General features: G+C 75.0%; 17 protein-coding genes and 1 pseudogene. 7 read left to right on the forward strand and 11 right to left on the reverse strand.

Features of this window, described 5'->3' with window-relative positions:
- Positions 1–254 precede the first annotated feature (254 nt).
- Genes ACZ5FU_RS34570 through ACZ5FU_RS34580 form a run of 3 tightly spaced genes read right to left on the reverse strand, consistent with a single transcriptional unit; the run spans position 255 to position 3,761 of the window.
- On the reverse strand, positions 255–1,025 hold the full coding sequence (locus ACZ5FU_RS34570) for a phosphatase PAP2 family protein (RefSeq protein WP_468646408.1): 771 nt from the start codon (positions 1,023–1,025) through the stop codon (positions 255–257).
- Positions 1,026–1,027: 2 nt separating this feature from the next.
- Positions 1,028–1,981, reverse strand: a complete 954-nt coding sequence (locus ACZ5FU_RS34575) for a YihY/virulence factor BrkB family protein (RefSeq protein WP_451528127.1) — start codon at positions 1,979–1,981, stop codon at positions 1,028–1,030.
- Position 1,982: 1 nt separating this feature from the next.
- Positions 1,983–3,761, reverse strand: coding sequence for a bifunctional phosphatase PAP2/diacylglycerol kinase family protein (locus ACZ5FU_RS34580; RefSeq protein WP_468646409.1), 1,779 nt, complete (start codon positions 3,759–3,761; stop codon positions 1,983–1,985).
- A gap of 435 nt (positions 3,762–4,196) precedes the next feature.
- Here ACZ5FU_RS34580 and ACZ5FU_RS34585 point away from each other — a divergent pair, with 435 nt between their 5' ends.
- From ACZ5FU_RS34585 to ACZ5FU_RS34595, 3 genes are read left to right on the forward strand one after another with little or no spacing between them, the layout of a single operon-like run.
- Positions 4,197–5,000, forward strand: coding sequence for an alpha/beta fold hydrolase (locus ACZ5FU_RS34585; protein WP_451528125.1), 804 nt, complete (start codon positions 4,197–4,199; stop codon positions 4,998–5,000).
- A complete protein-coding gene (locus ACZ5FU_RS34590; RefSeq protein WP_451528124.1) occupies positions 5,000–6,295 on the forward strand; it encodes a PP2C family protein-serine/threonine phosphatase in 1,296 nt (431 codons plus the stop codon). The genes ACZ5FU_RS34585 and ACZ5FU_RS34590 overlap by 1 nt, the downstream gene beginning before the upstream one ends.
- A complete protein-coding gene (locus ACZ5FU_RS34595) occupies positions 6,292–6,669 on the forward strand; it encodes an STAS domain-containing protein (RefSeq protein WP_451528123.1) in 378 nt (125 codons plus the stop codon). Before ACZ5FU_RS34590 ends, ACZ5FU_RS34595 begins: the two co-directional genes overlap by 4 nt.
- A 35-nt stretch (positions 6,670–6,704) precedes the next feature.
- Here ACZ5FU_RS34595 and ACZ5FU_RS34600 read toward each other — a convergent pair whose 3' ends face one another.
- The 4 genes and pseudogenes from ACZ5FU_RS34600 to ACZ5FU_RS34615 form a co-directional block, all read right to left on the reverse strand.
- Positions 6,705–7,109: an STAS domain-containing protein gene (locus ACZ5FU_RS34600; protein WP_468840175.1), complete on the reverse strand. Its 405-nt coding sequence runs from the start codon at positions 7,107–7,109 to the stop codon at positions 6,705–6,707.
- A 454-nt stretch (positions 7,110–7,563) separates the two neighbouring features.
- On the reverse strand, positions 7,564–7,884 hold the full coding sequence (locus tag ACZ5FU_RS34605; RefSeq protein ID WP_451528121.1) for an SCO4225 family membrane protein: 321 nt from the start codon (positions 7,882–7,884) through the stop codon (positions 7,564–7,566).
- Positions 7,885–8,282: 398 nt separating this feature from the next.
- On the reverse strand, positions 8,283–10,577 hold the full coding sequence (locus ACZ5FU_RS34610) for a DUF6185 family protein (protein ID WP_469047932.1): 2,295 nt from the start codon (positions 10,575–10,577) through the stop codon (positions 8,283–8,285).
- Positions 10,578–10,611: 34 nt separating this feature from the next.
- A pseudogene (locus tag ACZ5FU_RS34615) lies at positions 10,612–11,283 on the reverse strand (DUF6185 family protein); the annotation flags it as partial.
- On the opposite strand from ACZ5FU_RS34615, the gene ACZ5FU_RS34620 reads away from it, so the two are divergent.
- Positions 11,270–12,295 (forward strand): hypothetical protein, encoded by a 1,026-nt coding sequence (locus ACZ5FU_RS34620; protein WP_469047900.1) that lies wholly within the window; start codon positions 11,270–11,272, stop codon positions 12,293–12,295. The pseudogene ACZ5FU_RS34615 and the gene ACZ5FU_RS34620 overlap by 14 nt on opposite strands.
- Positions 12,296–12,487: 192 nt before the next feature.
- On the opposite strand, the gene ACZ5FU_RS34625 is transcribed toward ACZ5FU_RS34620, so the two are convergent.
- The 3 genes from ACZ5FU_RS34625 to ACZ5FU_RS34635 form a co-directional block, all read right to left on the reverse strand.
- Complete coding sequence (locus tag ACZ5FU_RS34625; RefSeq protein ID WP_451528118.1) at positions 12,488–13,309, reverse strand: AfsR/SARP family transcriptional regulator; 822 nt, start codon at positions 13,307–13,309, stop codon at positions 12,488–12,490.
- 937 nt (positions 13,310–14,246) lie between these two features.
- Entirely contained in the window at positions 14,247–15,839 is a 1,593-nt protein-coding gene (locus ACZ5FU_RS34630) for an acyl-CoA carboxylase subunit beta (RefSeq protein WP_469047902.1), read from the reverse strand.
- 30 nt (positions 15,840–15,869) lie between these two features.
- Complete coding sequence (locus ACZ5FU_RS34635) at positions 15,870–16,085, reverse strand: acyl-CoA carboxylase epsilon subunit (protein ID WP_451528116.1); 216 nt, start codon at positions 16,083–16,085, stop codon at positions 15,870–15,872.
- A gap of 285 nt (positions 16,086–16,370) precedes the next feature.
- Between ACZ5FU_RS34635 and ACZ5FU_RS34640 the strand changes: the two genes are divergently transcribed.
- From ACZ5FU_RS34640 to ACZ5FU_RS34650, 3 genes are all read left to right on the forward strand, one after another.
- Positions 16,371–18,392 (forward strand): FAD/NAD(P)-binding protein, encoded by a 2,022-nt coding sequence (locus tag ACZ5FU_RS34640; RefSeq protein WP_469047904.1) that lies wholly within the window; start codon positions 16,371–16,373, stop codon positions 18,390–18,392.
- Entirely contained in the window at positions 18,389–19,867 is a 1,479-nt protein-coding gene (locus tag ACZ5FU_RS34645) for a nitrosuccinate lyase (RefSeq protein WP_451528114.1), read from the forward strand. Before ACZ5FU_RS34640 ends, ACZ5FU_RS34645 begins: the two co-directional genes overlap by 4 nt.
- Before the next feature lie 463 nt (positions 19,868–20,330).
- Entirely contained in the window at positions 20,331–21,416 is a 1,086-nt protein-coding gene (locus ACZ5FU_RS34650; protein WP_451528113.1) for a methyltransferase, read from the forward strand.
- Positions 21,417–21,547: 131 nt separating this feature from the next.
- Here the strand turns inward: ACZ5FU_RS34650 and ACZ5FU_RS34655 are convergent, their stop codons facing one another.
- Positions 21,548–23,065 carry an MDR family MFS transporter gene (locus ACZ5FU_RS34655; protein ID WP_451780359.1) on the reverse strand — a complete coding sequence of 506 codons (1,518 nt, stop codon included), beginning with the start codon at positions 23,063–23,065 and terminating at the stop codon, positions 21,548–21,550.
- Positions 23,066–23,071: the final 6 nt, after the last annotated feature.

Consider the following 23,071-nt stretch of genomic DNA (forward strand, 5'->3'; position numbering starts at 1 on the left):
ACCCCCCAGGTCATCCCATCGACAGGGGGCAACAGTCATGCCGGGCCCGGAGGCCAGCGGCCCTCTTGCAGGACCGCGAAAAAGATAACGGGGCGGCCGGTCCCGGGGGGCGGCCGGTCCCGGGGGGGGCGGCCGGTCCCGGGGGGGCGGCCGGTCCCGGGGGGCGGCCGGTCCCGGGGGGCGGCCGGTCCCGGGGGGCGGCCGGTCCCGGGGGGCGGCCGGTCCCGGGCCCCGGTTGCCGCGGCCGTCGCCGGTCAGGGCTCGGGGCGGGCCTCGACGAGTTCGGGCTCCAGGCCCTCGCCCACCTCCGTGCGGGCCCGGCCCGCCTCCGCGCGCCAGGCCTCGAAGGCCCAGGCGGTGAGGGTGACGACGGCCAGGCCGAGCAGCCAGCCGCCCACCACGTCGCTGAACCAGTGCACGCCGAGCGCGACACGGGTGAAGCCGACCCCGATCACCGACACCACCGCCACGCCCCAGCACAGGGGCCGCCCGGCGCGCGGCACCAGGGGCAGCAGGACCAGCAGCAGGACGGCGAAGGACGTGGTGGCCGTCATGGCGTGGCCGGAGGGGAAGGAGAAGCCCGGCGCGTGCGCCACCGGGTCCTGGAGGGAGGGCCGGGCCCGTTCGACGACCGTCTTGACCAGCAGCCCGGTCAGGCCGCCGGCCACGGCCGTCACGGCGGACCAGGCGGCCAGCCGCCAGGCCCTGCGGTACAGCAGCCACAAGGTCAGCAGCGCGACGGCCGTGCGCAGGGTGGCGGGGTCCCAGACCCAGTCGGAGAGGAAGCGCAGGGCCGCGGTCCACGCCGGGTGCTCCAGGGCCGTGTGGTGCAGCCGCCGGGCGGCGCCCGCGTCCAGGCGGCGCAGCGGCTCCCACCGGCCCTCGACGAGGACCAGCAGCAGCGCGAAGGGCACCGCGGCGACGGCGGCGACGGCGGCCGCCGCCAGCAGGCGGACGCCGAACCTGCGGTCGGCCGCCCGGCGGCGACGGTCTTTGAGGTGCAGGACCGCGGCGCGCACAACCATGTTCAGACTCCAGGGTCGGGTTCGATCGGTTCGGACCGCAGGGCCCGCGCCGCCTCCAGCTGCGCGGCGAACGCCAGTCCGAGGAAGAGGGCGACGGAGGTCAGGTAGGCCCACAGCAGCAGGGACATGAAGGCGCTGAGGGGGCCGTAGACGGTGTCGAAGGAGCCGCTGAGGCGCAGGTACAGGCTCAGCAGCCAGGTCAGTGCCGTCCACAGCACCAGGTAGACGGCGGCGCCGAAGGCCAGCCAGGTGTATCCGGGCTGTCTGCGGCGCGGCGCCCTGCGGAAGATCGCGCTGGCCGAGATGAGCGCGAGGAGCAGTCCGAAGGGCCAGCGCAGGATCTCCCAGGCGGTGCGGGCGTCCTCGTCGAGCCGGTAGACGCTCACCGCCGCGGCGGCCAGGTCGCCGCCGGCCACCATGACGATGAATCCGAGGCCGAGGGGCAGTCCGGCGCTGACGGACATCACCAGGCCGCGCAGGTACTTGTGCGCGAAGGGGCGGTCGCGTTCGTTGCCGTAGATCCGGTTGGCGCCGCGTTCTATCTGGCACATCGCGGTGGTGGTGTTGACCAGGGAGAAGATCAGGCCGAACCAGAGCGCGACCTTCGCGCCGTCGCCGGCCGTGCGGCGGCTGCGGGCCAGCGCGTCGTCGACGACGTCGGCGCTGGGGCCCTCGGCGAGCCGGTGGATGGTCAGTTCGACGACGCGGCCGATGTTCTCGGTGTGCAAGGTGGTGGAGAGTCCGACGAAGGCGATGGCCAGCGGGATCACCGACAGCACGGTCTGCAGGGCGAGCGCGCGGGAGTGGGTGAAGCCGTCGGCGTAGCGGAAGCGCACGAAGGCGTCGCGCAGCAGGGCCCAGCGGCCGTAGCGGCGCAGGGACGTCAGCGCCTCGTCGGCGGAGAGTTCGTCGCCGGTCATGTCGCGGGTCTCGGGGACCTTGGTCGCGGTGCCCATGTCAGCGCTCTCCGGGGGGCAGCAGCACGGTCAGCGCACCGGGCCTGATCTCGGCGGTGAGCCGGCGGCCCGGTGCCACGGGGTCGCCGTCGAGCTCGCGGGACTGCGGGGAGTCGAAGGCCAGTTCGGCGCGCCGGAACGTGAAGAACTCCACCGGTGCGCCGCCAAGGTCGCCGTCGTGCGCCGTGGTGGTGTGCGCGGTGGAGGGCCGGGGTGCCTTCGTGCCGCCGCGCACCAGGGCCGTCAGCGCGCGGGTCCAGCCGCCGATGCCGCGCGGGTCGAGGACCAGCAGGTCGAGCAGGCCGTCGTCGGGGCGGGCGGCGGGCAGGAGCGTCGTGCCGCCCTGCACGGTGCCGACGTTGCCGATGAGCACCATGCGGGCCGTGCGGTGCAGGGCGGGCGCGTCGTCGAGCCGGAGGGTCAGGCGCATCCGCGGGGTGCGCAGGGCGGTGATGCCGGCCAGGACGTAGGCGGGCCAGCCCAGGAGGGACTTGGCGCGGTCGTCGGTGTGTTCCATGACCGCGGCGTCCAGGCCGGCTCCGGACATGGCGGCGAAGTGGGTGGCGGGCAGGTCGTCGCCCTGGACGCGGCCGAGGTCGAGGCGGTGCGGGGTGCCGCGCAGGGCGGCGTCGAGCGCGTCGGCGGGGTCGAGGGGCAGGCCGAGGTTGCGGGCCAGCAGGTTGCCCGTGCCGCAGGGCACGACGGCCAGCGGTACGCCGCTGCCGGCCAGGGCGTCCGCGGCCGCCCGCAGGGTGCCGTCACCGCCGCAGACCACGACCAGGTGCGCGCCGTCGCGCAGCGCGCCGGCCGTCTGCCCGGCGCCGGGGTCCTCGGCCGTGGTCGGGGTGAACACCGGTGCGCGCCGGCCGTGGCGTTCCAGGACCTGGCGCAGTGCCTCGCGGTCGGCCTCCGTGGTCACGGTGGGGTTGAAGACCACCACGGTGCGGCCCGGTTCCGGGGTGCCCGGGTGCGTCCCCGTGCCCGCCGGCGCGACGGCGGCGGTGGTGGTGGAAGTGGTGTCGGTGGAAGCGGTGGGGGGAGCGGTGACGGTGGCGCCGGTGAGCAGGGCGCGGCCCACGATCAGCAGGGACAGGCTGCCGTTGGCCAGCCCGCCCATGACGTCGGTGGGGTGGTGCATGCCCCGGTAGAGGCGGGCGAGGGCCACCAGCACCGGCACGAGGAGCAGTACGGCGCCCACGACGCGCCGCCACGGCCCGCGCAGCCGGGACAGCGCGAGCACCGCGAGTCCGCCGTAGAGCGCGGTGGCCGCCCCGGTGTGGCCGGAGGTGTAACTGGAGGTGGGCGGGGAGGCGTCGAGGCGGTGGACCTCGGGCCGGTGGCGGTCCACCGCCTCGGTGATGACCAGGAAGACCAGGGACTGCAGCGACACGGCGACGGCGAGGAAGGAGGCCTGACGCCACATCGGCAGACGGGGGATCAGCAGCAGTGCCGCGCACGTCAGGACGGTGACGGCGATCACCGTGAGGGTGTTGCCGGCCTCCGAGGCGAACAGGGACACGGTGGTGAGGGTGGCGGTCCGGGCGTGTTCCAGGCCCTCGTTGACGTCGTCCTCGACCGTCATCGGCCACAGTCCGCGGGCGGGTCCGGTGATCAGCAGGCCGAGTCCCACCATGAACGCGCCCTGGCAGACCGTGAGGGCCGCGACGCGGGCGGCGGTGCGGCCGGTGCCCCGGGGCAGGGTGCGGGAGCGGCCGGCCGGCCCGGTTCCCGGTCTCCCGCCGGGAAGTCCGGCCGGTCTTTCCGGTGCAGTGGTCGGCATCAGGTCCCCCCACGGGTAGGTGCGGTACGGCGTGTCGGCCCGTGGTGTCGGGCCGATGCACCGCCGCATGCCCCCGATACGGGCGTCCAGACCTGCCCGCGGTGTGACGTCCGGCAACATGGGGGGCGTGCGGCGGCCCGCCGCGGCGGCCGGCTCCGAAGGGGTGCCGCCTCGACGGCGCCCGGCCCGCTCCCTCGGGGCCCCGCTCCCCCGTCTCCTCCTCCCCCTCCGCCGCCCGGCCCGCCCGTCTTCCGTCCGCCGCCCGGCCCGGTGCGCGGCCCGCCCGTCTTCCCTCCGCCGCCCGCCCGGCCTCCCGCCGCGCCCGGGCTGCCGCGGCCGGGCTGCCGCGCCCGGACTGCCGCGGCCGGGCGGTGGAGGCGGTGGGCGGGGCACGCGAGGTCCGGTTCGGGCGCGGTCTCTGAGAGACTTCCGGGCATGGATGTCGTCCGCAGGAACAACGTCACGGTCACCGGCAACCCGCGCGGGCGGACGGTGGTGCTGGCGCACGGTTTCGGCTGCGACCAGAACATGTGGCGGCTGACCGTGCCCGCCCTGGCCGAGGACCACCGGGTGGTGCTGTTCGACTACGTCGGTTCGGGCCGCTCGGAGGCGACCGCGTTCTCGAAGGAGCGCTACTCCTCCCTGTCCGGTTACGCCAGGGACGTGGTGGAGGTGTGCGAGGCGCTCGATCTGCGCGACACGGTGTTCGTGGGGCACTCGGTCAGCGCGATGATCGGTGTGCTGGCGGCCGGCACGGCTCCGGAGCGGATCGGGGCGCACGTGATGGTCGCCCCCTCCGCGCGCTACATCGACGACGACGGCTACCGCGGCGGCTTCAGCGCCGCCGACATCGACGAGCTGCTCGCGTCGCTGGAGTCGAACTACCTGGGCTGGTCGGCGGCGATGGCACCGCTGATCATGGGAAACGCGGACCGGCCCGCGCTCGGTGAGGAGCTGAGGAACAGCTTCTGCGCCACCGATCCGGAGATGGCGCGCGTCTTCGCCCGGACCACGTTCCTGTCGGACTCGCGCGACGACCTGAAGGGCGTACGGGTGCCGACCCTGGTGCTGGAGTGCGCCCAGGACGTGATCGCCCCCCGGGAGGTGGGCGCCTTCGTCCACGCGGCGATCCCCGGTTCGACACTGGTCACGCTGGAGGCGACCGGGCACTGCCCGCACCTGTCCGCGCCCGAGGCCACCAACGAGGCGATCCGGGACTTCCTGGCGGGCCTGCGGTGATGTGCCGCACCGGCCAGCACAGCGATCCGCACGGCACCGGCGGCGAGGAGCCCTCCAGCAGCGCGGCGTTCGCCGCGCTGCTGGAGGACAGCGCCGAGGAGCTCTACGAGAACGCGCCGTGCGGATACCTGTCCACGCTGATGGACGGCACCGTCGCGAAGATCAACACCACGCTGCTGACCTGGCTGGGCACGACGGGCGAGGCGGTGGTGGGCCGGATGCGGTTCACCGATCTGCTGACCGTGGGCGGCCGGCTGTACCACGAGACGCACTTCGCGCCGCTGCTGCGGATGCAGGGCGAGATCAGCGGCATCGCCCTGGAGATCAAGCGGGCGGACGGCGGCCGGATGCCGGTGCTGGTCTCCTCCGTGGTCAAGTACGGCAGCACGGGTGAGCCCCTGCTGATCCGCACCACCGTCTTCGACGCCCGGGACCGCCGCGCCTACGAGGAGGAGCTCCTGCGCGGCCAGAAGGTTGCCGAGGAGGCGCGCCGGCAGGCGGAGGCCGACCGGGCCCGGCTGCAGGACGCGCTCGCCGTGCTCCAGCAGTCCCTGCTGCCCGACACCCTGCCGGCGGTCCCCGGGATGGAGACGGCCGCCCACTATCACACCGCCTCCCGCGACCGGCTCGGCGGCGACTTCTACGACGTCTTCCCCCTGGACGGCCGGCGTTTCGGTTTCTTCCTCGGCGACGTGTGCGGCAAGGGGCCCCAGGCGGCGGCGGTCACCTCCCTGACCCGCTACACCCTGCGCGCCGCCGCCCTGCACGACCCCGACCCCGTCTCCGCCCTGACCACCCTCAACAAGGTGCTCCACGAGCGGTACGCCGGCGGCAGCGGCGACCCCCGCTACTGCACGGCCGTCTTCGGCACCCTCGATCCCGACCCCGGCACCGGGCGGGTCGCCGTCCACCTGGCCTCGGGCGGCCACCCCCCGGCCATCGTGGTGCGCGCCGACGGCACCGCCGGCTTCCTGCCCACCCCGGGCGGCCTGCTGGTGGGCATCCTGCCCTCAGCGCCCTTCACCGCCGCCACGACCGTGCTCGCCCCCGGCGACACGCTCCTGCTCTACACCGACGGCATCACCGAGGCCCGCACCGGCGCGTCCCGCACCAGCCTGTACGGGGACGAGGCGCTGCTGGCCTTCGCCGCCGGCCACGCCGGGAAGCCGCCGTCCGCCGTGATCGAGGCCCTGACCGGGCTGCTGCGCGGCTTCGGTGACGGCCTCGACGACGACACCGCTCTGCTCGCCCTGGGCGCCTCAGCCCGTGAACCGCGGCCGGGAGACAGCCGATGAGCCCGCTGAAGATCACCGTCCGAGCCGCCGCCGCCGGACCCGTCGTGGAGATCCGCGGCGCGCTCGACTACGACAGCGTCGGCGAGCTGCGCGCCCTGGTCCCCACCGTCGCCCTGCGGCCGGGCCAGCGCCTGGTCCTGGACCTCGGCGGCATGGAGTTCTGCGACTCCAGCGGCCTCAGCGCGCTGATCGCCGCGCACCACCACGCCCGCGCCGCCGGGGCGGACATCGCGCTCGCGGCCGTACCGGCCCGCACCCTGCGCATCCTGCGCATCGTCGGCCTCGACCAGATCTTCTCCCTCGTCCCCGACAGCGACAGCGCCTCCGGCCGCGAGCGGGAGGCGCACTCACCCGGCAGGGACGCGACGGCCTGAGCGGCGGCGGCCCGCGCAGGGCTCCGGCGCCCCGCTCACGGCCGGTGCGCCCGCGCGGGGGCGTCGGGCACGGCCGAGGGACGCGGGTGCTGCGGCGCGGCCGCCCGGGCGGTGGCGTGGAGGGCGTCGTGCACCGTGGGGAAGAGCGGTAACAGCGCCTCGAGGCCGAGCAGGTGCCACACCTTGCGGTGATGGTCGTGCAGGGCGGCGACGCACAGGGTCCCGGCGCGGTCGTCCAGGAAACGCGTCAATCCGATGATCATGCTGATGCCGGAGGAGTCGAGGTGCTCGGTGCGGGAGGCGTCCAGCACCAGGGTGGTGCAGCCCTGCCCGACCAGGTCCTCGCAGCCGGCGCCGACGAGCGAGGCGTTGTCGTAGTCGACCTCCTCCGGCAGCTGGACGACCGCCGTGTCCTGGTGCCGCATCCGCACAGTGACCATGGAAAACGAACTCCCGCCTTGTCGTGACTCCCCCCACCATGCCCTTTTCCCGGGCACGGTGATGCGCCTACCCGCAGCTTCGCCCCGCACCCGCCCTTCCGGGAGGCCCGCTCGGCCGGGCGGCGGCCGGGCGGCGAGAACCGGCCGGACGGCCGGATCGGCGGGCGCGGACGGCCGGACGGGACGAGCGTCGCCGCCGCTTTCCCTCTCCCCCGCCCGGCCCCGGCACCGGCACCGGGCGGGGCCGGTCGGTCCCCTGCCCCCGGCGGGCAGCCGGCCCGGGGGCCCCGGATCCGCCGTGGGGCACACCTCGGCCGGCCGCTCGTGCCGCCCGGCGCGCCGCTCGCGGCCACCGCGCCGCTCGCCCCCGGTCCGACCGGCCGCCTCGGCCGGCGTCCGCCCGACCGCTCGACGGGGGTGCGGGGCGCCCCGGTTCGGATCGGTCCGCCGGGGTTCAGGACGCCGGGTCCGTACGGCCGCCGTCCCGCAGCACGCGGGCGCACCAGCCGATGACCGCGGCGTTGGCCAGCGCCCCGAGGACGATGACGGCGGTGAGCGTCGCCAGGCCTCCCGGCAGGAGGAACAGCGCGAAGCTGGCCGGGGCGGTGGCGAGCAGCGGGAGGACGAGCGCCATGGACTCCCCCGAGTCGTCCGCGACGCCCACCGCGACCGCCCACACGAACAGGGCGGCGCACAGGGCGAGATAGGCCAGGGCGAAGGCGTTGCCGAAGGTGCGGCGCAGCCGGCGGGTCAGGGGTCGGCGGGAATCGGTCACGGCGGGGAGGTCTCCTGGAGTGCGGGGGTGGACGCGGGGGTGGCCGGGGGGACGGGGGGACGGGGGGACGGGGCAAGGCTATGGCCGCAGGTGAGCGGTCGGCTCCGGCTGGAGGTGGATCGCGTCCTCTCACCCGGGATGTACGGGCGGCGGGGTCCGCAGGGGCGAATCGCCCGCGGCGCGGCGCTGGTTCACGTCCACGCCGGCCGTGCCGGGAGCCGGGCCGTTCGCGGGGTGGGCCGTTCCTGCCGTCGGCGTGACGGTGTCCGGCCCGCCCGCCGACGGCTCGAGGGCGGCACGCGGCGCGCCCTTCACGTCTGCCGGACGGGGGGTCCACCCGTCTTCCCGCCACCGCGGCCGTCCCCTGGGCACCGGGCGGGCGCGGGTGCGGGCCGCCGTCACTTCCCCGCGGGCTGCGGGGCCGAGGAGGGTTCGGTGAAGAACTGCCAGATCGTGATGACGGCGATGATCTGGGCGACCAGGTAGGCGACCTGGAGCGAGTAGTAGCGCATCTGGTAGACGGACAGCAGCAGGCCCAGGCGGCTCTGCCAGTAGCGGCGTTCGCCGTGGAAGGTGTCGAGGTCGATCGCTATGGCGGTGACGGTGAGGACGAGGAGCATCGTCGAGGCGTAGAGGGCGAAGTTGGCGGAGCCCTCCTGGGTGAACCGGCCGGCCAGGGCGTCCAGTCCCACCGGCAGGGCGAAGGCCGCCGCGACGGGAAGGGCCTTGACCGCGCCGCGCCTGCCGGGCAGGACGCGCCACAGCGCGCCCAGGAGGAAGCCGGCACCGACCCAGGTGGACAGCCAGTAGAGCAGGGCGAGCAGCATGCCCGGCAGGCCGAACGGGTCGGTGAGGGTGTCCTGCCAGGCCTCTGCGCGGACCCGGTCCGCCCAGACGCCGAGGGCCGCGGCCGGCACGCCGGGCAGGAGGGCGCAGCGGGCGCCGCGCACGCCGTTGGCCCACCAGTGGTCGCGCGGTCCCAGGGCCAGCGCCGCGTCCACCACCGACACCTTCGGGGGCAGCCGCTCGGCGGGAGGCCCGGTGAGGGCACCGTGGGAGGGCCAGTCGTGCAGTGCGTCCAGCTCGCCTTCGCGTTCCTTGCGGACCGGGGGCTGGTCGCCGAAGAATCCCTGGTCGAGACGGCGCAGGTCGGCGTGGGTCTCACGGTAGGTCCGGGAGCCCTCCAGCAAGAACGCGCGGGCCGCCGGGCCCGTGCGGGTCACCAGAGGTTCCCCGGAGACGGCGAAGGGCTGGGCGAGGACGGCGGTGCGGGCGAAGAAGGTCACCGCCGCCCACAGCGACAGCATGTACAGGGGGATCCACAGGGGGACCGCGAGAGCGTCGGCGAGGTGGTATCCGCTGTCGAGCCCGACGGCCAGGGGGAAGAAGGTGAGCAGGAGCAGGCGGTCCGCCGGGTCGACCGGACGGTGCGTCAGCGACGTCACGGCGGAGGCCGGTGTGGGCGCGTGCCAGGTGCGCAGCACGGCGAGCACGGCGACGACGGTCAGCAGCCAGGCGTGGTCGAGGATGCGTTCCGGTGTGGTGAAGGTGGACCACATCGCTTCCCAGACGAAGTCGTTGCGGTGGTCGATGCCGTACTGGTCGTCCCATCGGTCCATGAGCCAGGAGGCGCGCTGCCAGTTGCGTTCCTCGGTGAGCGCGTGGGAGCAGGCCAGGGCGACGGTCCACGCCACGACGGCGGGTCCCGCGACGCGCAGCCGGCGCCGGCGTCCCGGGAGGCGGCGGCCGGGGGGAAGCAGTCCCGCGTCGTCGGCGAGGCGCCAGAGCGCCGAGACGCACCCGAACGCGGTCAGGGCCGCGAGGCACCAGGAGGCCGTGACCTCGGCGGCGATCGCCGTGCCGGAGGCCTCGTACTCCCGCAGCCGTGACGGGCGCAGGCCGAAGGCCTGCGGCCACATCATCGTCGCCAGTGGCGGAACACCCAGTACCGCGCCGGCCGCCCACCACCGTCGGGGCGGCCTGGCCACGCAGAAGAGCAGGGCGGCCGCGGCCAGGGCGAACAGGTGTCCGCGCAGGACGTATTCGTCGAGCCACCACTGGCTGCGTCTCTGGTCGTAGCGGCGGATCAGGTCGTCGGCGTGCACGAGCGTGAACAGGGCGACGCTGACGACGGCCCATTCGGCGAGATTGCGCAGGGTGCGGCGCTGCACGGCGGTCGGTGCGGCGGGGCGGCGGCGGTAGAGGAGGACGGCGCCCAGCAGGAGTCCCGAGATCGTCGACGTCCACAGCAGGGCGCCGAGGGTGTCGAGTCCCGCGGCGGTCAGACGGTCGTTCTGCGCGGCCCAGGAGCGCTGCCAGGAGGGCTCGAGCGAGACGGTCACGGAAGGAACCGCGGGCGTGGGGCGCGCGCGCCGTTCGTCCTGCCGTTCGTCCTGTCGCCGGCCGGCGCCGTTCTCCCGCGTCGTGTCCTTCGCGCCGGGTTCCGGTTCCTTCGCGGCCGTGGGGCGCCACACCAGGGCGGAGGCTCCTTCCTTCGCCACCGGCCGCGGTGTCGCGCTGTGGGCGCCGGGCGTCCCGGGATCAACGGTGATCCTGGTCCAGCGGGCGGTCCGCAGCGCGGTCGGCGGCCGCAGGGAGACCGTCCACAGGTCCGCTCCCGCCCGCAGCTCCCAGACTCCCACCCGCACGGGGGTCCGGTACTGGTCGACCCACGAGTACGCCCGGTCGACGATCCGTACGCGGCTGCCCTTCGATGTGACGGCGGGGCGGGGCGGGGCGGCGCTGCGACCAGCGCAGCGCGTCGTCCCCGTCGCGCTTGGTGAGGCAGGCCATCGCGGTGACGTAGGCGCGGCTGTCCTTGCCGAGCAGCAGGTCCCCGGCGTGCTCCCAGTCCCCGGGCACGTCGATCCGCAGCTCGGTCGTGATCCTGGTGTGGGTGCGCCCGCCGTGTTCGAGCCGCACCGAGGCCGTGACCGTGGCCCCGGCCAGTGCGGCGTCGGCACATCCCTCGCCCGACGCGTTCGCCGTACCGGCAGGAGCCAGTACGGCGGCCAGGAACCAGCAGGCCGCCAGAACCGGCAGCCACACGGATCGTCTCAACGGCCCCGCCCCCCGGTTCGACATTGCCTGCCGGGCCGGTGCCCAAACCCGCCTCCTGCGACACCGCCGTGGCGGGATGTCCCCGCCCGTGCCGGGCCGTGCCGGGCGGGTGCCGGGTGGTGCGGGCTCCGGGCGGTACCGGCCCTGCGGGGCGGGGTCCCGGCGGCCGCCGGGGCCTGCGCGGGGGTGTGGGGAGCACCGGAAAACCGGCCGACAAAAACCTACATACCGCACTCGTACAAAGTTCCGTAGAGTGCTCTGTTCGTGGCGTAATCGCAATGGTACTGTCGCCGCATATGCGCTTCGTTTCGGGGGGAGAAGCAGCGTGATGATCGGCATGCCGGGGAAGATCGACTCCGGAAGCGGACTTCCTCAAGATCAGATGCGTCGGCCCGGTCGAATGGATCACTCGGCGGAACTTTCCGATTCAATCATTCACCTTCCGGTCGACCTGCCCCGTGACGCCGATTCCCCCCGCACGGCCGGAATCGATCAGGACCACGTGCGCGCTCTGGCAGCGTCCGCCGATAGAATGCCGCCGATCATCGTGCACCGCCCGACCATGAGGGTCGTCGACGGAATGCACCGGCTGTACGCGGCCCGTCTGAACGGCCGGGAAACCATCGAGGCCCGTTACTTCGAGGGGTCGGAACGGGAAGCGTTCCTGCTGGCCATCGAGGTGAATCTGAAGCACGGTCTGGCGCTGACCCTTTCCGACCGCAAGAAGTCGGCGATGAAGATCCTGGAGAGTTTCCCCGAGTGGTCGGACCGGGCGGTCGCCGTGAAGACGGGCCTTTCCGGAAAGACCGTCGGGGCGTTGCGCCGCAAATACGCGGGGCGGATCGCGCAGGCCCCGCTCCGGGTCGGGCGCGACGGCCGGGTCCGGCCGCTGAATTCCCACAGGGCCCGTCAGAGGGCCACCGGCGTCGTCCCCGAGGAGCCGGACGCCGCCGCCCGGGAGAGCGCCGGGCTGGCCCAGCCGCCCGTGCCGGCGGTGCGGGAGGCGCAGGAACGACCGGGCAGGGACGACGGGCCGCTGCCGGGCACGGAGACGGGGATGCGCGCGGCGCACGCCGGCCTCCACCCGATGGGCTCCTTCGCCGACCCCGTCGCCCAGCTCGAGGCGCTGAAGCGGGACCCCGCCCTGAAGTACAGCAACGACGGCCGGGAGATGATCCGCTGGCTCGAAGCCCGCGTCATCCGCCGGACCGATCCCGTCCTGGTGCTGCAGGCGCCCGCCCACCAGGCGCGGAAGATCGCCGCCCTGGCGCGTGCGTGCGCCGCGCAGTGGAACCGCGTCGCGATGCGCATGGAGCTGGTCTGCGACGAGTGCTCGCAGGCCTCCAACTGAGGAAATTCCGCAGTCGGACCCCGCGTCCGGACCCCCGCGTCCGGACCCCCGCGGCCCGGCTCGTGCGGGGCGCCCCGTGGCGGGGCGGGCGGCGTCAGGACCTGGTCGTGACGCCGCTGGCGGCATCCCCCGCGAGGAAGGCGCGCTCCCGGGAGATCCGCGGCCGCAGCCGCCGCCGACGGTGCCGGCCGCTCAGCTCGCGTAGCGGCCGAAGGTGGAGGAGGGCTGGTGCCCCGCGATCACGTCCAGCCGGGGGTCGACCGTGAGGATCGCCTGGTGGAGCCGTTGTAACTGGGGTGAGGGTTCAACTCCCAGATCCTCGATCAGCCGGGTTCTCAGCCGCTGGTAGACGCCCAGTGCCGATGCCTGCCGGCCCGAGCGGTACAGCGCCACCATGGCCTGGGAGTGCAGGCCCTCGTGGCGGGGGTGGCGCGCGATCAGGTCGGTCAGCTCGGCGATGAACTCGCAGTGCCGGCCGAGCCGCAGCTCGGCGTCGATGCGCCGTTCCACGGTCACCAGGCGGCTCTCCTCCAGGCGGGTCGCCTCGATCTCGAGCACGGAGCCGATCCGCACGTCGACCAGCGCGGACCCGTCCCACAGGTCGAGCGCCCGCCGGAAGAGGGTGGCCGCCATCAGGTCGTCGCCGCTGTCGAACGCGCGCTGCCCGGCGGTCACCAGGCGCTCGTACTCGTGGACGTCCACCTGCTCGGGCGGGATCTGGAGGAGATATCCGCCGTACCGGGTGACCAGGACGTCCTTGGCGGTGCCCGGGGCGTCCGGGCCCATGGCCGCGCCCAGGCGCCGCCGCAGCTGGAGGATGTACGTCTGCAGTGTGGTCAGGGCGCTCGCGGGCAGGTCGACCCCCCAGATCTCCTCCATGAGTGTCGAGATCGGGACGACCCGCCCTGGGTAGAGGGCCAGGAGCGCCAGTATCTGCCGGGGCTTACTCGCGGTTGGTACGACATTCACACCGTTGACATCGGCACCGAGCGGGCCGAGCACCTTTACCCTCACAGATTCCTCCTAGAATCCGGCGGCTTCGCGTTTGCGAGCCGTCACCGAATCTGATCTGCAGCGCATGTGGCATTGGCAGACTCCGCAGCCTCTCTGTGCTCACCGAGCCGTCGAGTACGTTAACCGCCGGCACGACCCGGGTCAGCGGATACTCCACCGCTTTTCAGGTGTCCTTCTAAGGGTGCTTTCGCCGTTGTCCACCGATAACTCATGGACCAGCGGGATTGTGTCGACTCATCGGCTGGCGCGGCAAGTGCTTCCCTCAGGCCGTGTCCCAGCAGGTCAAGTGCGTTCCAAGTGGAGGAAATACCTCCGCCGGCCCTCCGGACGGGGGTCTCCCCTCCCGCGCGCAGCTGTAATAAGGTCACCCTGACCGCCGTCCGGCCGGTACGCCGGACCGGTGTCCGACGCGGCGTCATGTCCGGCGCATTCACGTTCGGGAACTTCCGGCGCCGTGGCCGGTGATCAGGGGAGAGCGGTCCGGGCCACGCGGAAATGCGGCCCTCTTCCGGCGTGCTCCGCCGAATTCCGTGCAGGCCGGCGGCCGGCGTCGTGCCGGGCGGCCGCCGCTCCCCCGCGCCTGTCCGCCGCACGGGTCGCACCGGGGCACCGGCCGGGTGGGCGCCGGCCGGCCGGCGGTCCCGCGCGCCGCCCCGGCCGGGCTTGCGCCGGTGCGGCTCACGGCCCGCTGCCGCGCCTCGCGCCGTACCGGCGGGACGGGGCTTGCCGGGGCGGCGGAGGCTTTGCCGGGGCGGCGGCCGCTCCCGCGCCCGGCAGAGGGCCGCCGGGGCCGCCACGACCGCCGCTGCCGCCCCGGCCGGTGCTGCCGTCACCGCCGCCCCGGACGGTGTGCGCGGCCCGGACGGTGGGCGCGGCGGCGCCCGCCACCGCGCGGGTCAGGCGGTGGCGGGCGGATGTCGGCGGGGGTGTCCGGTGGTCACTGCGGGGGGTTGCCGTGCTTGCGCAGCGGCAGGCCGGCCTGCTTGGTGCGCAGCATCCTCAGCGAGGAGACGAGGACCCGCCGGGTGTCGGCGGGGTCGATCACGTCGTCCACCAGGCCGCGTTCGGCCGCGTGGTAGGGGTGCATCAGCTGGGCCTTGTACTCCTTGACCAGGTGCGCCCGTTCGGCCTCGGGGTCCGCCGCCCGGGCGATCCGGCGGCGGAAGACGACGTCGGCGGCGCCCTCGGGGCCCATCACGGCGATCTCGTTGGTCGGCCAGGCGTAGGTGAGGTCGGCGCCGATGGACTGGCTGTCCATGACGATGTAGGCGCCGCCGTAGGCCTTTCTGAGGATCAGTGAGATCCGCGGCACGGTGGCGTTGCAGTAGGCGTACAGGAGTTTCGCGCCGTGGCGGATGATCCCGCCGTGCTCCTGGTCGGTGCCGGGCAGGAAGCCGGGGACGTCCAGCAGGGTGACGATCGGGATGTTGAAGGCGTCGCACATCTGCACGAAGCGGGCGGCTTTTTCACTGGCCCGGATGTCCAGCACCCCGGCCAGGGTCTGGGGCTGGTTGGCCACGATGCCCACCACGGCGCCGTCGAGGCGGGCGAGGGCGCAGACCACGTTGCGCGCCCACTGCTCGTGGACCTCGACGTACTCGCCGTCGTCGACGATCTCCTCGATGACCCGGCAGACGTCGTAGGGGCGGTTGCCGTCCACGGGCACCAGGTCCAGCAGTGCCTCGCAGAGCCGGTCGGGCGGGTCCTGCGTGCTCACCGCCGGCGGGTTCTCCCGGTTGTTCTGGGGCAGCATCCACAGCAGGTAGCGCACGTCGGCCAGGCAGCTCTCCTCGTCCTCGTGGACGAAGTGCGCCACGCCGCTGGTGCGGGCGTGCACGTCCGCGCCGCCGAGCCCGTCGTGGGTGATCTCCTCCCCCGTCACGGTCTTGACCACGTCGGGGCCGGTGATGAACATCTGCGCCACGTCGCGGACCATGAACACGAAGTCGGTCAGTGCCGGACTGTAGGCGGCGCCGCCCGCGCACGGGCCGAGCATGACGGAGATCTGCGGGATGACGCCGGAGGCCTCGGTGTTGCGCCGGAAGATGCCGCCGTAGCCGGCCAGGGCCGAGACGCCTTCCTGGATGCGCGCGCCGGCTCCGTCGTTGAGGGAGACCAGCGGGGCGCCGACGGCGAGCGCCTTGTCCATCACCTTGTGGATCTTGGCGGCGTGCGCCTCGCCGAGGGCTCCGCCGAAGATGCGGAAGTCGTGGGCGTAGACGAAGACCGTGCGGCCCTCCACCGTGCCCCAGCCGGTGATGACCCCGTCGGTGTGGGGCCTGCGGTCCTCCAGGCCGAAGCCGGTCGCCCGGTGGGTGCGCAGCTGCTCCGTCTCGTGGAAGGAGCCCTCGTCCAGCAGCAGGGCGATGCGCTCGCGTGCCGTCAGTTTGCCCCTGGCGTGCTGGGCGCGGGTGGCGGCGGCTCCCGGGCCCAGCACGGCCCGCCGGCGCACGGCGTGCAGCCCGGCCGCCCGCCCGCGGGCGTCGTCCCCCTCGGCGTGGGTGGGCGAGACGTCGTCGATGAGGGTCACGTTGCGTCCCTTCCTGCCTCCGGCCGGCCGCTACCGCCAGCTGTGCGGCGGCTGATAGGCCGCGAGTCGGTCCCACCGGTGCCACGGCGCGGCGGACGGCGGCGGCGCGGTGTGCCGTGCGTGGCCGTCCGGGTGCGCCCGCTGTCCGGCCAGCGCGGCCATCAGCACCACCGTGACGACGGCCAGTTCCGCCTCGTCGGCCGATCCGCGCTCCACGCGCACCGCGTCGGCGATCCGTTCTGCCACGGGGCACCTCCTGGGTTTTCCCCCACGGTGGGGCCCGCTCCTGCAGAACAGCTGGTGTCCCGCTCGACATCCGCCGGTGCGGGCGGGACGGCGGGGCGGCGGGGCGAGGCGGGCCTCCAACGGGACGCGAGCGCTGGTTGAGCGTTCCTCCCGGCGCCGTCGGGGAGTGTGGTGCGCACCGGACGGCGGTTGTTCTCAGGCCGGCAGGCCCTTGCGTGACAAGGAGAACGCGACCATGCCCACAGGCCCCTTGGTTGACGACGATGCGCGGGGCGGAACGACGTGGTGAGCGGCCGGCGCACCCGGGTGTGCCTGGTCGGAGCCGGTCCGCGCGGGCTCTCCCTGCTGGAGCGGCTGTGCGCGCAGGAGCGCAAGTCGCCGCTGTGGGAGCGGGTGGACGTGCACGTCGTCGATCCCGAGCCGCCCGGTGCGGGGCGGGTGTGGCGGCCCGCGCAGTCACCGCACCTGCTGATGAACACCGTCGCCTCGCAGGTCACGGTGTACACCGACGGCAGTGTGGGCATCCGGGGCCCGCTGGAGGAGGGGCCGAGTCTGTACGAGTGGGCGCGGGCGCTGTGCCGGGGCTCGCTCGCGCCGGGTCCCGCCACGCCCGGCGACGGGGACGTCCTGGCCGAGGCCCGGGCGCTGGGGCCGGACAGCTATCCCACCCGCGCCCTGTACGGGCGGTATCTGACCTGGGCGTTCGAGCAGGTCGTGGCGAACGCGCCGGCGCATGTGGGGGTGTGGGTGCACCGGACGCGGGCGGTGGCGCTGGAGGAGGCGGCGCAGCCCGCCGGCGCGTCGGCGGGGCCGTACGGGGCCGGGCCGCAGACCGTGGTGCTGGAGGACGGCACGCGGCTGACGGGGCTGTCGGCGGTGGTGCTGGCCCAGGGGCACGTTCCGGCCCGTCCGGGGCGCGAGGAGCGGGTGCTGGCGGAGTTCGCCGCCCGGCACGGTCTGCTCTACGTGCCCCCGGCCAACCCCGCGGACGTGGACCTGTCGCGCGTGGCGCCGGGCGAGGCGGTGCTGCTGCGCGGGCTCGGCCTGAACTTCTTCGACTACATGTCGCTGTTCACCCACGCCCGGGGCGGCACGTTCGAGCGGGTGGGGGGCCGGCTGGTCTACCGGCCCTCGGGCCGGGAGCCGCGGATGTTCGCCGGGTCGCGGCGCGGGGTGCCGTACCACTCCCGCGGCGACAACGAGAAGGGCGCGCACGGCCGTTACCGGCCGCGGCTGCTGACCGTGGAGCGGGTCGCGGCGCTGCGCGCGGCGGGCGCGGGGCCGTTGCGTTTCGGCGCCGTGCTGTGGCCGATGATCTCCAAGGAGGTGCGGTGCGTCTACTACGAGGCGCTGCTGGCCGCGCGGGGCGAGGGGACGGCCGCGGTGGCCGGTTTCGCGGCGCGTTTCCTGCCGGCCGCGCCGGGCGGGGCGGAGGAGGCGGTGCTGGACGCCGCCGGGATCGGGCGGGACGAGCGCTGGGACTGGGAGACCGTCGCCCGTCCGTACGCGGGGCGTTCCTTCGCCGGCCCGGCCGAGTTCCGCGCCTGGCTGCTCGGCCATCTGGTGCGCGACGTGGCGGAGGCGCGCCGGGGGAACGTGCGCGGGCCGCTGAAGGCCGCTCTGGACGTGCTGCGGGACCTGCGCAACGAGATCCGGCTGGCCGTCGACCACGGCGGGCTGGAGGCGGCCTCGCACCGTGACGAGCTGGAGCGGTGGTACACGCCGCTCAACGCCTACCTGTCCATCGGCCCGCCCGCCGGGCGGGTGGAGGAGATGATCGCGCTCGTCGAGGCCGGGGTGCTCGACGTCACCGGCCCCGGCCTGCGGGTGAGCCGCGCGGCCGAGGAGGACGGGGCCGTCTTCGTGGGCACCTCGGCCGCGGTGGCCGGCGTGCGGGTGCGGGCCACCGTGCTGATCGAGGCCCGGCTGCCGGGGACCGACCTGCGCGACACGGCCGATCCGCTGATGCGCCGGCTGCTGGAGACGGGGCAGTGCCGCCCCTACCGCATCGGCGGCGAGGGCGACGGCGGCTACGAGACGGGCGGGCTGGCGGTGTCGGCGCGCCCGTACCACCTGCTGGACGGCAGGGGGGCGGCGCATCCGCGGCGTTTCGCGTTCGGGGTGCCCACGGAGTCGGTGCACTGGGTGACGGCGGCGGGGATACGGCCCGGCGTCGGGTCGGTGACGCTGGAGGACTCCGACGCCATCGCGGCGGCGGTGCTGGCGCTGCCCGCCCCGCTGCACCCGGCGCCGCGGACGGCGGACGGCATCGCGGTGGCGGACGGCCGGAGAGAGGTGCGTCCGTGACCACCGGACACGGCCGGCCCGCGCCGCCGGACGGCGCACGGCCCTCCCCCGCCGCACGGCGCTCCCCCGGCGTCCGGCCGGACGCCGTGCAGCCGGACGCCGGGCTGCTGTCGCCGGTGCGGGTGGGCACCGAGGCGGAGGCCGCGGTGGGCGACATCGCCTGGCTGCAGGCGATGCTGGACGCGGAGGCGGCGCTGGCCCGGGCCCAGGCCCGCTGCGGCACGGTGCCCGCCGCGGCCGCGCGGGCGATCACGGCCGCCGCCCGGGCCGAGCACTTCGACGTGCGGGAGCTGGCGCTGGCCGCCCGCCGCACGGCGAACCCGGTGGTGGCCCTGGTGGCGGCGCTGACCGACCGGGTGGGCGAGGAGTCGCCGGAGGCCGCCGAGTACGTGCACCGCGGCTCCACCAGCCAGGACGTCTTCGACACCGGCGCGATGCTGGTGGCGGCGCGGGCCCTGCGGCCGATCGTGGCGGACCTGCGGGCCACCGCCGCGTCGCTGGCCGGGCTGGCGGCCGCGCACCGCGACACGGCGATGGCCGGGCGGACCCTGGCCCTGCACGCCGTGCCCACCACGTTCGGGCTCAAGGCGGCCGGCTGGCGGCAGCTGGTGCTGGAGGCGGCCGCACGGCTGCAGCGGATCGCCGACGAGGGGCTGCCGGTGTCGCTGGGCGGCGCGGCCGGCACCCTGGCCGGCTACCTGCAGTACGCGGCGCAGGCCGCGCCGGACGCCGGGGGCGGCGCCCCGCACGAGGTGGTGGACCGTCTGGTCGAGGCGTTCGCCGCCGAGACGGGCCTGGCCCGGCCGGTGCTGCCCTGGCACGCGCTGCGCACGCCGGTCGCCGATCTGGGCGCGGCCCTGGCCTACACGGCGGGCGCGCTGGGCAAGATGGCGGCGGACGTGCAGGTGCTGGCGCGTACCGAGATCGGTGAGGTCGCCGAGCCCGCCGGGGCCGGCCGGGGCGCGTCGTCGGCGATGCCCCACAAACGCAACCCGGTCCTGGCGACCCTCATCCGTTCGGCGGCGGTGCAGGTGCCGGCGCTCGGCTGTGTGCTGGCGCAGTGCCTGCCGGCGGAGGACGAGCGCTCGGCGGGGCTGTGGCACGCCGAGTGGCAGCCGCTGCGCGAGTGCCTGCGGCTCACCGGGGGCGCCGCGCACGCGGCCGCCGAGCTGGCGGCGGGCCTGAGCGTGCACCCGCGGCGGATGCGCGCCAACCTCGACGCGACCGCGGGGCAGATCGTCTCCGAGCGCCTCTCGGCGCACCTGGCGCCGCTGCTGGGCAGGGCGGCGGCCAGGGACCTGCTCAGCCGGGCCTCGGAACAGGCGCGGCGCGAGGGCCGCGCGCTCGGCGACGTGCTGGCCGCACTCCCCCCGCTGCACGGCGTGCTGGGCCCCGGGGAACTGGCGGAACTGCTCGACCCCGGCCGGTACACCGGGGCGGCGGGGCCGCTGGTGGACCGCGCGCTGCGGGAGTGAGACCCGCCGCGGCCGCCGGCACACCGGTGCGGGGGCGGCCCGCCGGACGGGGCGGCCCGCCGCGGGTGCCGCTCCGCGTACGGGCGCGGCCCGCCGGGCGGGGGCGACCGGGCGGGCGCGGCCGGGCGGGCGCGGCCGGGCGGGCGCGGCCGGGCGGGCGCGGCCGGGCGGGCGCGGCCGGGCGGGCGCGGCCGGGCGGGCGCGGCCGGGCCGGGCGGCCTGGCCGGGCGGCGCGCGGCCGTGGGCGGCCCGGGCCGCTTTCCCGCACCCGCTCGTCCCGCCGCCCCCGCCCGTCCCCTGCCACCCCCCGTCCGTCCCGCGGGGCCGGTGGGATGCCCGTGGTCCTTCGAGACATGCTCCAGCGCCGCTCCGCCGGTCGCTGCGAGTTTCGCGAAAGGTGTTCTGCCCTGCCCCGTACGCCCGTTCGTCACCGTCACGCCATCGCACCAGCCGGAGGAATGCCATGCCGCCACTGCCGCCCGCCCGTGTCGTCCGTGCCGTCGAAGGGGTGCGCGCAGCTCTGCAGAAGCTGACGCGCAAGCTCGCACCGCCGCCGTTCGCGCTCCTGGAGCTCGTCCAGGGGGCCATGGTCAGCCAGGCGATCTACGTGGCCGCCGAGCTGCGCGTCGCGCAGACCCTGGTGGACGGCCCGCTCACGCCGGAGCGGATCGCGCGCAAGACCGGTGCGGACCCCGACGCGCTGCACCGCCTGCTGCGGCTGCTGGCGACCTACGACATCTTCACCGAGCACAAGGACGGGCGGTTCGCCCTGACCCCGATGGCCCGGGCGCTGTGCGAGGACGCGCCGATGTCCATGTACGGCATAGCCCGGCTGATGGGGCACCCTCTGCACTGGGAGGACTGGGGCCACCTGGTCGACGCGGTGCGCACCGGCGAGCCGAGCCTGCCCAAGCTGCGCGGCATGGGCGCCTTCGAGTACCTGGAGGCCGACGCGGAGTACGGCGCGGTCTTCACCAGCGGTATGGGCGCGATGTCGAGCACGGAGACGGAACCGCTGCTGGCCGCCTACGACTTCTCCCGCTACGGCACCGTGGTGGACTTCTGCGGCGGCCGGGGCGACCTGCTGGCCGGGGTGCTGAAGAAGACGCCGTCGGTGCGCGGGATCCTGTCCGACCCGCGGGTGGGGACCAACGGCGCCGCCGCCTTCCTCGCCGAGCAGGGGCTCTCCGAGCGGTGCGCGATCGCCGACGGCGGCCTGTTCGACGCGGTGCCCGGCGGCGGTGACGCCTACATCCTCAAGCACATCATCCACGACTGGCCGGAGCCGCAGGCCCTGGAGATCCTGGGGAACGTGCGGGAGGCGATGAATCCCGGCGGCCGGCTGCTGGTGATGGAGATGGTGGTTCCCGACAAGCTCAACGGCCCGCACTCGGGGAAGCTGGTCGACCTGTGGCTGATGCTGCTGGTGGGCGGCAAGGAGCGCACCCGCGCCCAGTACGGCGACCTGCTGGCCAAGGCCGGGTTCCGGCTGGAGCGGGTCGTGCAGACGCCGTCGGCGATCTCGGTCGTCGAGGCGAGCCGGCGCTGACCGCACCGGTGCCGGTCGCGGCCCCGCGGCCCCCCGGGAGGAACCCGGGGGGCCGCGGGGCCGCCGTCGTGCGGGACGGGCCGCCGCCGTCGTGCGGGACGGGGCGGGGCGGGGTGGTGCGGGGCCGGGGGTCATGTGCGGCCGGTGCGCAGGGGGACCTCGCGCACCAGGAGGGCGGCCAGCAGGGCGAGGCCGGCGGCCAGGGACGCCAGCAGGAAGGCGCCCTGGACGCCCTGGGCGACGGCGGCGCGGTAGGCGGCGCGGGTGCCGGCCTCCAGCCGGCTCATGCCGTGCGCGTCGAGCCGGGTGTCGGAGAGCGGGGCGGCGCCGTGCGCGCGGTGGGCCATCACCTCGCGCACCCGGCTGGTGAACAGGGTGCCCATGACGGCGACGCCGACCGACTGGCCCAGGGTGCGGAAGAGCGTCATCGCGGCGGAGGCGGCGCCCACGTCCTGGGCGGTGACGCTGTTCTGCGCGACGGTCATGACGTTCTGTCCCAGCGCTCCCATGCCGGCGCCCAGCAGGGTCATGCAGAGCGCGGCGGTCAGCCGGGGGGTGTGGGTGTCGACCTGGGACAGCAGCAGGGTGCCGGCGAGCATGGCGGCCGCGCCGCCGCTCTGGAGGGCCTTGTAGCGGCCGGTGCGGGCGACGGTGCGGCCGGAGAGCTGGGAGACGAGGACCAGGGCGCCGAGCATCGGCAGCAGCAGCAGGCCGGAGCCGGTCGCGGAGACGCCGTGCACGGCCTGCTGGTACAGCGGCAGGTACAGGACGGCGCCGAACATCACGAAGCCGTTGGTGAAGCTGAGCACCGCCATCAGGGAGAAGTTCAGGGTGCGGAACAGGCGGGGCGGCAGCACCGGCTGGGCGGCGCGGGACTGGGCGCGGACGAAGCCGGCCAGGGCCGCGGCGCAGAGGGCCGACAAGGACAGGATGACCGGTGAGTTCCAGGGGTGCTTGACGCCGCCCCAGGTGACCACCAGGACGAACGACACGATGCAGGTGACCAGCAGGACGGCGCCGAGGTAGTCGATGTGGGCCTCGCGGCGCGGGCCGGCGACCCGCACCAGGCGGGCGATCAGCAGCAGGGCGAGGGCGCCGAGGGGGAGGTTGACCAGGAACGTCCAGCGCCAGCCGACGGTGTCGGTGATGCCGCCGCCGACCAGCGGGCCGACGATCATGGAGAACACCATGACGCTGGTGATCATGCCCTGGTAGCGGCCGCGTTCGCGCGGCGGGATGAGTTCGCCGATGACGGCCATGACGCCGACCGCGAGGCCTCCGCCGCCGAGTCCCTGCAGGGTGCGGGCGGCGATCAGCTCCGTCATGTCCTGGGCCAGCCCGCACAGGGCGGAGCCGGTCAGGAACACCGACATCGCCACGACGAGCCACCGGGTGCGCCCGTACATGTCGCCGAGCCGGCCCCAGACGGGGATGGAGGCGGCGGCGGCCAGGGTGTAGGAGGTGACGGCCCAGGACAGGTGGGCCACGCCGCCGAGTTCGCCGGCGATGGTGGGCATCGAGGTCGCGACGATCGTGGTGCCCAGCGAGGAGGGCAGCATCGCGAGCAGGAGCGGTATCAGCGCCAGGCGTACGCTGTGCTGCCGCGGGCCGCGGCTGGTTCCCTCGGCCCGGTCGGTGGTCGCGCCCATGGGTTC

The organism is Streptomyces sp. NPDC031554 (assembly GCF_055580685.1).

Excerpts from the sequence above, each read along its gene's own strand:
- ACZ5FU_RS34595 (WP_451528123.1), top strand. The coding sequence starts at position 6,292 with ATGAGCCCGCTGAAGATCACCGTCCGAGCCGCCGCCGCCGGACCCGTC.
- ACZ5FU_RS34580 (WP_468646409.1), bottom strand. The coding sequence starts at position 3,761 with ATGCCGACCACTGCACCGGAAAGACCGGCCGGACTTCCCGGCGGGAGA.
- ACZ5FU_RS34590 (WP_451528124.1), top strand. The coding sequence starts at position 5,000 with ATGTGCCGCACCGGCCAGCACAGCGATCCGCACGGCACCGGCGGCGAG.
- ACZ5FU_RS34655 (WP_451780359.1), bottom strand. The coding sequence starts at position 23,065 with ATGGGCGCGACCACCGACCGGGCCGAGGGAACCAGCCGCGGCCCGCGG.
- ACZ5FU_RS34575 (WP_451528127.1), bottom strand. The coding sequence starts at position 1,981 with ATGGGCACCGCGACCAAGGTCCCCGAGACCCGCGACATGACCGGCGAC.
- ACZ5FU_RS34570 (WP_468646408.1), bottom strand. The coding sequence starts at position 1,025 with ATGGTTGTGCGCGCCGCGGTCCTGCACCTCAAAGACCGTCGCCGCCGG.
- ACZ5FU_RS34585 (WP_451528125.1), top strand. The coding sequence starts at position 4,197 with ATGGATGTCGTCCGCAGGAACAACGTCACGGTCACCGGCAACCCGCGC.
- ACZ5FU_RS34650 (WP_451528113.1), top strand. The coding sequence starts at position 20,331 with ATGCCGCCACTGCCGCCCGCCCGTGTCGTCCGTGCCGTCGAAGGGGTG.
- ACZ5FU_RS34600 (WP_468840175.1), bottom strand. The coding sequence starts at position 7,109 with ATGGTCACTGTGCGGATGCGGCACCAGGACACGGCGGTCGTCCAGCTG.